General features: G+C 39.0%; 10 protein-coding genes and 1 other annotated feature. Of the genes, 1 reads left to right on the forward strand and 9 read right to left on the reverse strand.

Annotated elements, in window-relative coordinates; genetic code table 11:
• Nucleotides 1–14 precede the first annotated feature (14 nt).
• The 4 genes from N784_RS01600 to zapA all read right to left on the reverse strand — a co-directional run bounded on the left by N784_RS01600 (nucleotide 15) and on the right by zapA (nucleotide 4,981).
• Complete coding sequence (locus N784_RS01600; RefSeq protein ID WP_036831333.1) at nucleotides 15–2,360, reverse strand: endonuclease MutS2; 2,346 nt, start codon at nucleotides 2,358–2,360, stop codon at nucleotides 15–17.
• A gap of 19 nt (nucleotides 2,361–2,379) precedes the next feature.
• Nucleotides 2,380–4,098, reverse strand: coding sequence for a DNA polymerase/3'-5' exonuclease PolX (polX, locus tag N784_RS01605; RefSeq protein WP_036831708.1), 1,719 nt, complete (start codon nucleotides 4,096–4,098; stop codon nucleotides 2,380–2,382).
• Between the two features lie 66 nt (nucleotides 4,099–4,164).
• Nucleotides 4,165–4,713: a CvpA family protein gene (locus N784_RS01610; RefSeq protein WP_036831335.1), complete on the reverse strand. Its 549-nt coding sequence runs from the start codon at nucleotides 4,711–4,713 to the stop codon at nucleotides 4,165–4,167.
• Nucleotide 4,714: 1 nt separating this feature from the next.
• Nucleotides 4,715–4,981: a cell division protein ZapA gene (gene zapA / locus N784_RS01615; protein ID WP_036831336.1), complete on the reverse strand. Its 267-nt coding sequence runs from the start codon at nucleotides 4,979–4,981 to the stop codon at nucleotides 4,715–4,717.
• Between the two features lie 506 nt (nucleotides 4,982–5,487).
• Here zapA and rnhC point away from each other — a divergent pair.
• On the forward strand, nucleotides 5,488–6,423 hold the full coding sequence (gene rnhC, locus N784_RS01620; protein ID WP_036831337.1) for a ribonuclease HIII: 936 nt from the start codon (nucleotides 5,488–5,490) through the stop codon (nucleotides 6,421–6,423).
• Between the two features lie 42 nt (nucleotides 6,424–6,465).
• Here the strand turns inward: rnhC and N784_RS01625 are convergent, their stop codons facing one another.
• The 5 genes from N784_RS01625 to N784_RS01645 form a co-directional block, all read right to left on the reverse strand.
• Nucleotides 6,466–6,963 carry a hypothetical protein gene (locus N784_RS01625; RefSeq protein WP_036831340.1) on the reverse strand — a complete coding sequence of 166 codons (498 nt, stop codon included), beginning with the start codon at nucleotides 6,961–6,963 and terminating at the stop codon, nucleotides 6,466–6,468.
• 23 nt (nucleotides 6,964–6,986) lie between these two features.
• Complete coding sequence (locus tag N784_RS01630) at nucleotides 6,987–7,805, reverse strand: YitT family protein (RefSeq protein ID WP_036831710.1); 819 nt, start codon at nucleotides 7,803–7,805, stop codon at nucleotides 6,987–6,989.
• 153 nt (nucleotides 7,806–7,958) lie between these two features.
• The gene (pheT, locus tag N784_RS01635) at nucleotides 7,959–10,391 is read right to left on the reverse strand and encodes a phenylalanine--tRNA ligase subunit beta (RefSeq protein WP_036831343.1); all 2,433 of its coding nucleotides are present in this window, start codon (nucleotides 10,389–10,391) and stop codon (nucleotides 7,959–7,961) included.
• 13 nt (nucleotides 10,392–10,404) lie between these two features.
• On the reverse strand, nucleotides 10,405–11,439 hold the full coding sequence (gene pheS, locus N784_RS01640; RefSeq protein ID WP_036831346.1) for a phenylalanine--tRNA ligase subunit alpha: 1,035 nt from the start codon (nucleotides 11,437–11,439) through the stop codon (nucleotides 10,405–10,407).
• Between the two features lie 46 nt (nucleotides 11,440–11,485).
• Nucleotides 11,486–11,729: a binding site (T-box leader), on the reverse strand.
• A gap of 54 nt (nucleotides 11,730–11,783) precedes the next feature.
• Complete coding sequence (locus N784_RS01645; protein ID WP_036831713.1) at nucleotides 11,784–12,527, reverse strand: TrmH family RNA methyltransferase; 744 nt, start codon at nucleotides 12,525–12,527, stop codon at nucleotides 11,784–11,786.
• Nucleotides 12,528–12,628 lie beyond the last annotated feature (101 nt).

A 12,628-nucleotide genomic window follows, 5' to 3' on the forward strand; every position in this document is an offset into this window, starting at 1 on the left:
TCTCCTTTATTCATTTAACGCAGTTCTAATACGGTTACGCCACTTCCACCTTCATTCATGCCACCAATTCGTGAAGTAGCGATGGAGCGATGTTTAGCAGCAAATTGTTCAACACCTTTACGCAAAGCTCCTGTTCCTTTTCCATGAATGATTGATACTTGTGGATACCCTGCTAATAATGCATCGTCAATATACTTCTCTAATCGTTGTATCGCATCTTCATATCGTTCCCCGCGTAAATCTAACTCCGGCTTCACATGATAACTGGAGCCCTTCACCGTAGCCATCGGTTTTTCTTTAAGGGGTTCTTCACGCTTAATAAATTGTAAATCCGCTTCTTTCACTTTCATTTTCATAATGCCTAGCTGTACTTGATATTCCTTGTTGCTTACTTTCTCTATAATATGGCCGTTTTGTCCTAAGGAAGTTACTTTCACTTCATCTCCTTGCTGCAGCTGTGGCGTTGCTTTACGTTTCTTTGGCTGAGACGTAGTTCGTTTCTCACTTAAAGTTGGTTGCGCTTCTTCTAATTGCTTACGAGCTTCAATCCATTCATGTTCCTTAAATTCTGCTTGATGCTGCATTTTACGCATATTGGAAACAATAATTTCTGCTTCTTGCTTCGCCTGATCAACGGCTTTCTGCGCTTTTTCTTCCGCTTTCTTATAAAGCAGCTGTTGCTTTTGTTCAATTTCTTCCCATTTATGTTGCAGTTGTTGATGCAGGACTTCCGCTTCTGCTAACAGTGCTTCTGCCTCTTCATAATCACGATCAGCATTACGCCTTGAAGCTTCTAATGAGGCAATCATATGCTCTACACTTTCAGAATCTTGTCCAACATGACCTTTCGCTGTTTGAATAATCCCTTCACTTAATCCTAGCCGACGTGAAATTTCAAATGCATTACTACGCCCTGGGACTCCAATCAATAAACGATAGGTAGGCTTTAACGTTTGTACATCAAATTCTACAGAAGCATTTATAACGCCTTTGCGATTATATCCATACGCTTTTAATTCTGGATAATGAGTAGTAGCAATCACCTTTGCCCCTACATTCACAACATTATCTAATATCGACATTGCCAAAGCAGCACCTTCTTGAGGATCTGTACCTGCTCCTAATTCATCAAATAACACCAAAGAGTTGGCATTCACATGTTGTAATATGTTTACAATGTTCGTCATATGGGAAGAAAACGTACTTAATGATTGCTCTATAGATTGTTCATCTCCAATATCTGCGAAGACGTGCTCAAATACACTTAGTTCACAGCCATCTTGAGCAGGTATTTGTAATCCAGATTGGGCCATTAATGTACAAAGCCCGACCATTTTAAGGGTTACCGTTTTACCACCTGTATTAGGGCCTGTAATAACAATAGCGGCATAATTACTCCCTAGTTCTACATCATTCGGAACGACTTCTTGTTCATCAATGAGCGGGTGACGTGCTTGTTTCATTTTAATAAACCCTTTATCATTGATCCTTGGCATAGCTCCTTTTACACGTTTCGAATGATGGGCCTTGGCAAAGATAAAATCGAGTTTACCCAATATTTCAACATTGTCATATAAATAAACTTCATCTGCAGCAACAAGTTCAGATAAATGGGTTAAAATTCGTTCCACTTCATACTTTTCTTGCGCCTTTGCTTCTTGAAGCTGATTATTTAATTCCACTACTGCTTGTGGTTCTATAAACAACGTTGCACCTGATGAGGACTGATCATGAACAATCCCGCCCACCGCTGAGCGATATTCTTGCTTCACAGGGAGAACATAACGATCGTTTCTTATCGTAATAATAGCATCAGATAGCATTTTACTTTTAGACCTTGTCCAGCCTTCTAGTTTATCACGTACTCTACTTTCATAAGACCTCATACGTGACCTTAACGTCCTTAACGTATCAGAGGCACCATCCATGACATTACCATAATCGTCGATACAACTTTTAATTGATCGCTCTAATTCATTTAACTGTACGATACGATCCGTTAACTCTCGTAATATTGGTAATGCCGGTTCTTCCATTTCCTCGATAAACGTTTTGATCACTTTACTGGCATATAACGTACTAGCTACATCAAGTAATTCTTCTGGATGTAGCATTCCGCCTATCGTCGCCCTTTTCACAATTGGCTTGATATCAAATATACCACCTAAAGGAACGTTACCTTTTAGTCTTAGGACATTAACTGCTTCATCGGTTTCCTTTTGCCACATACGTACAACATCTATATTCGTTGAAGGCTTTAAACGGTCTACTTGCTCTTTTCCTAAAGAAGAAGTTGTACATTGTGTTAATTGTTCTTTAATCTTATCATATTCTAAAACATGATAAATTCGCTTATTCATGTCATATTCCCCTTTATGCCTAGTGATGACGTTTGTCTTTCATAAATTGTTCTACCTCATCTACCGTCCACGTATTTAACACCGTTTCTTTCCGTAACCACCCTTTGCGGCCAAAACGTACTCCTATGTCCATATGCTCAAGCATTGAGAAATTGTGCGCATCTGTATTAATAGCGATACGTACCCCTTCTTGCTGTGCCTTCATTAAGAATTCTGTTGATAAATCAAGTCGGTTCGGATTGGCATTTAGTTCTAAAGCTGTGCCTGTCCGTTTAGCCCCTTCAATGAGTTCGTCTATATCTACATCATAACCTTCTCGCCTACCAATTAAACGACCAGTAGGATGAGCAATCAAATGAACGTATGGACATTCTAATGCCCTATTCAGACGTGTCATAATTTGAGCTTGCGATTGACTAAAGCTAGAATGAATGGATGCAATAACAAAATCCATTTCTTGCAAAAATTCATCTGAAAAGTCGAGCGATCCATCAGGCAATATGTCCATCTCTACACCAGCAAAAATACGGAAGGAATCAAATGTTTCATTTAGTTTATCAATTTCTTCCTTCTGTTTCCGTAGTCGTGTTTCATCTAATCCATTTGCTACGCGCAAATATTTGGAGTGATCTGTAATCGCAATATAGTCATATCCCTTTTCGATTGCTCGGTCTGCCATTTCCTTCAATGATTGTGCACCATCACTCCACGCTGTGTGCATATGCAAATCCCCTCGAATATGCTCTCGTTTTAATAATGGAACTTCTTCCTTAAATCGCTCCACCTCGCCATTATTTTCACGTACTTCTGGTGGAATGAACGTTAATCCGAAATGTGCAAAGAAATCTTGCTCCGTAGAAAACGTTTTTAATTCTCCTGTTTCCATATTTTCTACACCGTACTCGCTAATTTTCTCCTTGTGTTCCTTAGCTAGCTGTCTCATGGCGACGTTATGATCCTTTGAACCAGTAAAATGATGTAACGTTGTCGCGAACTCTTCTGAGCTCACTAGTCGAAAATCAACTCCAACATCATAACCTTCGTCTAAAACGATAGAAACCTTCGTATCCCCTTTTGCTACTATTTCCTTGATACCATTTAACTGTAATAACTCATGACGCACTTTCTCAATATCCGTTGTTGCAATAATAAAGTCGAGGTCTTTCATCGTTTCCTTCATTCTTCTTAAGCTACCCGCTCTTGAAAACTGGTCAATACCATCCATTGCTCGCAATGAGGCTTCTATACGTTCTGCAATAGGGAGCATGAAAGCAACTGGTAAGCGTTCAGGTCGCTGTGATGCAGATTGTAAAGCTTGTAAGATTTTCTCTTCTGTTTTCTTTCCAAAGCCATTTAATTGTTGTACTTTCCCTTGTTCACATGCCGCTTGCAACGTTGCAGCGTCTATAATACCTAATTCTTGATAAAGCTTAGCTAATTTCTTACCGCCTAAACCTTGTAATTGCAATAAAGGAACTAAACCTGCTGGTACTTCCTCAATAAGCTGATTTAACGTAGTCGATTCTCCTGTTTCTATTAACTCATGAATAACGGCCGCTGTCCCTTTCCCGATGCCATTTAATTTCGTAACATCATCAATCTCAGTTAGCGAGCGATCATCACTTTCTAATGCTTGAGCTGCTTTTCGATAGGCGGATATTTTAAAAGGATTATCTCCTTTTAATTCCATATATATTGCTATTTGCTCTAATTTTTTGATTAACTGCTTTTTATCCATTTGCACGTCTACACCTACTTTTCTTTTTGTACTATTCACGAAAAAAACTTCCCACGAAGAGAAGTTTTACAAGTGCTCCGCAACATGTTCAAACCATAGCATCTTTAATTGGTTAGACAAGACAGGAGTGTGTTCAATAATCATTTGTGCAATGATGGAACCATCTAATGCGTTTTGTAGAACTGGGATTGGAATTAACGCTATTAAACATAGAAGAATAAACACGATGAAATAAACCTCTATTACTCCAAGAGCAGCACCAAATATATTACTAATCACATTGAACAATGGTAAATCCGCTAAGAAGTCTAACATAGATGCAATGATTTGAAGTACAATTTTCGCTCCAAAGAAAATAAGGACAAAGGCTATAGCGTTATAAAAAGCCCCTTCTATCGATTCATTGTTTAAAAAAATTGCCCACTGCTCGCCTTCAGGTAGTTCAGGGTACGGTATCCATAATTCTAGCTTAGGTGCAAGCACATCATAATAGATTGCAGCACACAAAAATGCGACGATAAAACCAACCATATGAAGAAGTTGCAAAATAAAACCACGCTTTAAACCGATGAAAAAACCTAAAATAAATAGTGCTAGTAGTAGTAAATCAATCATTTTATTTCATTTCCTCGTCTTTCTTTGTTGATTCAGATAACTGTGTACATTCTTCTTTTAATTTTATATAGTCATTCATTGTATTAATTGCTGTTAAAACAGAGATCTGCGTTGTGTCAAGACGGGGATTGGCCGCTTGGATTTCTTTCATTTTTTGATCTACCAAGCTAGCTACCATACGAATATGATGCTGTGGTTCAGTTCCTACAATTGTATAGGAACGATTATGTATTTCAACCGTCGTTCTTTTTTTCTCATTTTGCGACACAAAGAAACCTCCTCATCCTCTATATACTACTAACGTTAATATTAACACGAAAAACAGTAAGAAAGAAAGCATTCTCGCCTTGACATGGCAATATTGTTAGCTTTTTGAAATGAACACGAATCCATTTCAAAATGCAAATAACCTTACTGAAATCAGCACAAATCTAATCGTCGATTTTCAACTTTCCACGGGCATGGACCTCTATTCGCTACCTGCAGTTCCTTAAACTCTTTACTAGAGTCTCCACCTTACGTTCCAATCAAGACGCATGAGCATCTTTTTTGGGGATTATGAAATTAACTTAACACATATCATCTATGTTTTATTTAGCGCATATCATTTGTTTTAAAGGATTCATCTTCTTCCTTCATCTCTTCCTACAAATTTGCTATGATAAGCATAAACATGTCGGAACGTGAAGTGCAATAAGAAATAGGATGAACTTTTGTTGCATCTCGTTATATATTCGCAACGTTTTTACGTCATTTATGAAGAGGAGAACGTACATGTCACAATCTGTTTTACAATTATCTACTAGCGACATGAATCAAATGAAAAGCTATTACGCTTCGTATATGAAAGAAAAGACGCCCCAAGGAGCTATTTTTGCCGCCAAGTTACCTCGATGTTCTATTACCGCTTATCGTTCAGGTAAAGTGCTATTCCAAGGTGCGAATCATAGCCAAGAAGCGAACAAATGGGGAAAAGTAAATAAAACAGCAGTAAAGCAAACAACCGCTAAGCAAGCAACACCAACGCGTTACACACCGTCACCTCATTTATTTACCTCAAGTCATGCAGGATCTGATGAAGCAGGGACAGGTGACTATTTCGGTCCCATTACTGTTGCATGTGCTTACATTCAAGAAAGTCAAATCGACACATTAAAGAGGATTGGCGTTCGTGACTCGAAGCATTTAAAGGATCCTGAGATTCAGCAAATTGCTCGAAAAATAGTGGAAATGGGAATTCCGTACTCTTTAGTCGTACTACGCAACGAAAAGTATAACGTGCTCCAAAAGCGCGGTTGGTCACAAGGTAAAATGAAAACGATGCTCCATCATTATGCTTATAAAAAGCTTTGCACGAAGCTAGAGGCAGTGCCAGAAGGGTGGATTATCGACCAATTTGCTCAACCAGACGTGTACAAGCGCCACTTAGCATCCGAAAAAGCGTCTTTACCTGCTAATACGTATTTCTTAACAAAAGCAGAATCCTATTCCATTGCCGTAGCAACAGGATCAATTATTGCCCGATCCGCCTTTGTCAAACAAATGAACAACCTTTCCAAAGAAGCCGGAATGGAACTGCCGAAAGGAGCTTCTAAATACGTGGATCAAGCAGCCGCAACGCTCATTCAAACGCACGGTGACGATGCCCTAAAACGCTATGCTAAAGTCCACTTCGCTAATACAGACAAAGCGTACAAATTAATACCTTAACGTATAAAAGTAGACACATGAAAACGATACATGTGTCTACTTTTAATATTTATCCGTAGGTTCTGTTGGTTCTGTAACTTCTTCATGAATGATTGGTTCAGGCACTGTTAAACCAAGTAATTTCGTTATCCAATTCGGAATTTGTTTGCCATCCGGGTCCCCTTTTTCATCTACATGCTCTTCCATCACATGTAACGGAACATACAGCGGTTGGTCAACTGCTTCTACATAAAGACAAGTATAATATTGCCCATACTTCCTTTCCACCTGAACGTTTATAACCTCTTTGTGTAGAAAAGAATCGGTAATGTATTGAACGAAATGAGGTTCAACCTCTTTGTCTTCCACTTGCTCTTCTTGTTCTGATGCTTTTGCCTGGCGATAATGTACCGCTAACAACGGACGACTATTATATTGCACATACCCTTTAACCATGTCTGTAACAGTCGGTTCATATACGTTCGTTACCGTTATACCTTCCCACTTCTCACTTAAATGCTGCTGTAATACGTCTCCATACTTTTCTATAAATCGATCCATATTCTGTGAACACTCCTTCCTAACTATTTAAACCCTCCACCAAATGCACTGCGTACATCATGAATGACAACAAACGCATCAGGGTCCACTTTGGCGACTAACTTTTGTAGCTTAACCGTTTCTTGAGAACGAACAACTGCATATAGAACGTCTTTCCTTTGATTCGAGTAACCACCCTTTGCATTAAATACTGTTACTCCTCTTGTGAAGTGCTGATTTATTTTATTTAAAACGGTCTCAGAATCTGTAGAAATAATCGTCACAGCTTTGCGTACGTGTAATCCATCTACAATATAGTCAATCGCTTTAGCTCCAACGTAGATTGAAATTAATGTTAACAACGCTTTTTTCTGCCCGATAACAAACACAGATGCTCCCACTACAAGTAAATCAATAACGAGAATAGATAACGCCATGCTCCAGCCAAAATATTGATTGAACATTTTCGATATAATTTGTGTACCTCCTGAAGTTGCACCAGAAAGAAAGGTTATACCTAATCCTACACCGACAAATACTCCTGTATATATCGGAGCAAGTAAAGAGTCATCAACGACAGGGTTTCCTATCCCTTCAGTCGCCCATAAAAAAAAGGATAATGCCGCAATACCATATAATGTGTATCCCATCGTCTTCTTATCTAAAAATTTGTAACCGATTAAAATTAAAGCGATATTCAATATATATGTAACAAGTCCTGTTGACCACCCAAAAACATAATATAACACAATTGCAATACCGATGACACCGCCTTCGGATAAATTATTCGGAATGGCAAAATAATTGATGCCAAAAGCAAATAAAAACGATCCAATTGTAATCAACATCAACTTCTTACTCATCTTCTTCACACTGGCACTTCCTCTCTAGATGCTCGTTATTACAATTATGACGAATAATCTTTCATTCGTAAATTACTTAAATTAATTTCCATATGCAAATGTCCTTATGAATAGTTGACCCCAGGCAAACTGATAAGCTGCCTGGGGTTCATATTAGCCTCTTAATTCTGCTTGATAGCGTTCTTTTACTTGATCCAAAATACGATTATGAGCCGTTTCCACTTCTTCATCCGTTAGCGTTCGAGTTGGATCTAAGTAACGCAAAGAGAACGCGATGGATTTCTTACCCGCTTGTAAATGTTCCCCTTGATACACATCAAACACAATCGCATGCTGCACAAGTGGTTGACCTGTTTCCATAATGGTTTGTTGTAGGTCACCAGCTTGAACCACTTCATCAACTACTAATGCGATATCGCGGCTGACAGAAGGATAACGTGGGATCGCTGTATAATTCTCTTCTCTAGATACTTGATCGATCAACTTCTGCAAGTTTAAATCAAATACAAAAGCTTGCTTTAAGTCGTATTGTTTTTGCAATGTTGGATGGACTTGACCAAAATGTCCGATTGCCGATCCATTCACAACTACTTCAGCCGTTTGTCCAGGATGCATGCCTTGTATTTTAGCAGGACGATAACAAACCTGTTCGCTTAAATCTAAAGTGGCAAACAATCCTTCCATAATTCCCTTTACGACAAAGAAATCCACTTGTTTCTTTTCTTGTTGCCATAAATGCGTTAACCAATTTCCGGTCAGTACCCCTGCTAGACGTTCGAGTTCATCTGGCTGCTTCGTTAGTGTGCTTTCCTCTGAAACGTAGACAGAACCAATTTCATATAATGCAACCTGTTGTTGTTTACGTGCAACATTGTAGGAAGCAGAAGCCAACAACTCAGGTAACATGCTTAAACGTAGATGACTGTGTTCTTCACTCATCGGCATAGCTAAAGAAACTGGCTGCAACTGCATTTCAGCAAAATCTACCGGTGTTAACAGATTTGCTCGCTCTGCCGTTGTTAAAGAATACGTTATAGCTTCTGAAAGACCTGCACCTTCTAAATAGTTACGAACGGTACGACGCACATATTGGTACCTAGACAAGCCGCCTGCTTGCGAAGACCCTTCTGGTAACGTCAATGGCAAATTATCATACCCATACATACGTGCTACTTCTTCTACCATATCTTCTACAATCGTAATATCTTGTCTTCTTGTTGGTACTGTAACGGTAAACGTTTCTCCGTCTAACGTGTATTCAAATTTTAATTTACGAAGAATATCTTGAATCTCTTCATTTGAAATAGTTGTACCGAGTACACGATTCATATAAGAAGTGCTAAACGTCACTTCCTTCTCTTCATATTGAAGTTGATCAAATTCCACTACTCCATCTAACACTTCTCCCCCAGCGTACATGGATAATAGCTGACAAGCTCTTACACCTGCTCGTTTTACACGATCAGGGTCTACACCTTTTTCAAATCGAGCAGAAGATTCACTTCGTAAGCCATGATGTTTCGAAGTAGTCCGAACCGTTTGCGGCTGGAAGTAAGCAGATTCTAATAAAATCGTCGTTGTATCATTGATGACTTCTGAATCAGCACCGCCCATTACACCAGCCAAAGCTATAGGTTTCTCCCCATTTGTAATAACGAGTTGTTGACTTGACAATGTTCGAACTTCATCATCTAATGTACGCAATACTTCTCCTTCTTTCGCCGTGCGTACAACGATTTGTTTAGAATTTAAACGGTCATAGTCAAATGCATGTAGTGGCTGACCATACTCAAGTAAAATATAATTCGTAATATCCACAACATTATTAATAGGACGAATGCCAGATGCAGTCAAATAATTTCTCATCCATAACGGGGAGGGACCAACCTGAATATTACGGACAACAAATGCACCATAATAAGGGGTTAACTCAGGACATTGTACATCAACTGAAATCGCATCGTCTGCTTTTTCATTCACAATGGTTACTTCTTCATTTGGGAGTTCCAGCGATGTATCCAAAATGGCTGCCACTTCATACGCTACCCCGATCATGCTTAATGCGTCGGAACGGTTTGGTGTTAAACCAAGCTCTAAAATAACATCACCTAAATTAAGTAAAGTATTCGCATCCGCTCCTACTTCCGAATCCTCTGGTAAAACAAAAATACCATCTTCAACCTCTTTTGGAACATACTTAGCATCTACACCAAGTTCCTGCAAAGAACAAATCATTCCTGAAGATATTTCCCCGCGAAGTTTAGCTTTCTTTATTTTAAAGTTTCCAGGAAGTACAGCACCAGGCTTCGCTACTACTACTTTTTGTCCTGCTTCAACGTTCGATGCACCGCAAACGATTTGCAGCATCTCTTCTCCAACGTTAACTTGACATACATTCAATTTATCCGCATTTGGGTGCTGCTCACATTGCTCAACATGCCCAACAACTAAATGATCCACATAAGTTCCAAAAGATTCAATTCCCTCTACTTCAATTCCTGATTTCGTAATTTTCTCTGCTAATACTTCTGGTGATAACCCTTGCACGTCTACATATTGCTTTAACCAATTTAATGATACATACATGTTTTCTCCTCCTTTACGCCTTATGAAATTGATTTAAGAAACGAACATCATTTGTATAAAAGTGACGAATATCATCAATGCCATACTTGAGCATCGCAATACGTTCTGCACCCATACCAAAGGCAAATCCTGTATATTTCTTAGAGTCGTAGCCGGCCATCTCCAACACATTTGGATGCACCATACCACCACCAAGAATTTCAATCCATCCTGTTCCCTTACATACAGAACAGCCCTCTCCTGCACACACTTTACATGAGATATCCATCTCAACAGAAGGTTCTGTAAAAGGGAAAAAGCTTGGGCGTAAACGAATTTCTCGGTCTTCTCCAAACATCTGTTTAGCAAATACGTTTAACACACCTTTTAAATCACTCATACGAACGTTCTCATCTACTAATAACCCTTCAACTTGAGTAAATTGGTGAGAGTGTGTCGCATCGTCAGTATCACGTCGGTACACTTTACCAGGACAAATAATTTTTACAGGACCTTTCCCTTCATTATTCGTCATGGTCCGAGCTTGTACAGGAGATGTATGCGTACGCATAAGTATCTCTTCCGTAATATAGAATGAATCTTGCATATCGCGAGCAGGATGACCTTTAGGCAAATTAAGTGCTTCAAAGTTGTAATAATCTTGTTCTACTTCAGGACCTTCCGCTACAGCAAATCCCATTCCGATAAACAAATCTTCAATTTCTTCCAAAATACTTGTTAAAATGTGACGACCACCAGCATGTATTGGACGACCTGGCAATGTTACATCAATCTTCTCTTCCTCTAATTGCTTTTCTAGCGCTGCTTCTTCTAATGTAGCTTGTTTAGACTCGATAGCAGAAGAAATGTCACTTCGAACATCATTGGCCATTTGACCGATTAACGGGCGCTGCTCAGCTGATAACTTCCCCATTCCACGCAACACTTCTGTAATAGGACCCTTTTTACCTAGATACTCTACTTTCACTTGTTGTAACTCTTTTACACCACCTGCATTAGCAACTTTCTCAAGTGCTTCTGCTTTTAGTTCTAGCAAACGTTCTTTCATGATTACTCCTCCTTTTTTATATACATTAAAAAAAGCCCCATCCCTCAAAAGGGACGAGACTTGAATATGAATCACGTGGTACCACCCTAGTTGACACGTAAATTGTGCCCACTCGTCATTTGATAACGGATTTGATCCGATACACCTTTACTTACACAGGTAAGGTCTAAGTGCTAGCTCCAGAGTGAAATTTCAATGATTCCAACGGTAGAAATGCTTACAGTCCATGACATTTCTTCCCTTCAACCGTTATTCGGGTAACCATTTACTAACTCTTTCGTTGCATTTTAGCATATAAAATTCACTTTAATCTATTATAGATAAGCTAAAGAAAACTTGCAAGCCTATGTTCGCAAATAATACATTAATATCCCAGATGCGATGGCAACATTTAATGATTCTGCTTGACCATAAACAGGAATGGTAACACGCTCATTAGCCAATTGCAAATATTCCTCTTGTACACCTGCTCCTTCATTACCAACTACAAGGACTACGGGAGATACTGGCTTAATATCCAAATAGGAGGTAGCGTGGTGAACGGCTGTTGCCCATACTTGAAAGGATTGTTGTTGTAGCGCAGTTAGCCATTCATTCAAATCGCCAAAATATAACGGCACATGAAAAATAGACCCTTGTGTTGCTCGTATCACTTTATCATTAAATGGATCAACCGTTCCTTTTCCAACAATAATTCCATCGAATCCAGCTGCATCAGCAGTGCGAATTAAGGTTCCTAAGTTTCCAGGGTCTTGAATGGCATCTAGTGCTAGTATTCTACTGCCATTGGCAAAGGATTGCTCTTTCATCGTAACAACTGCCGCTATGCCTTGTGGCTGTTCTGTATGAGAGATTTCATTAAACACTTCTTGATTCACTTGAAACCAATTATAGGATTGCCATTCATTTTGAAGTGAAACATCTTCACGAATAATGATTTCTTGAACATCCCAACTGCTTTTGATCGCTTCTTCAACTAAATGAAAGCCTTCAATTAAAAATGCTTGTTCTTTCTCTCTTCCTCTTTTTCGCTTTAATTTACGCCATTTCTTTACATATCCATTTTGTACAGATGTAATCAACTTCATCATCCTCTATCAAAATCACTTCATTTCTCCTAACCATCATACATAGTTGTAGCCGTACTGGTCAAACTAAAATCACATTCCATGACGAAAGTAGAGGGATA

The sequence above is a fragment of the Pontibacillus litoralis JSM 072002 genome (assembly GCF_000775615.1).
GTDB classification, from domain to species: Bacteria; Bacillota; Bacilli; order Bacillales; family BH030062; genus Pontibacillus; species Pontibacillus litoralis.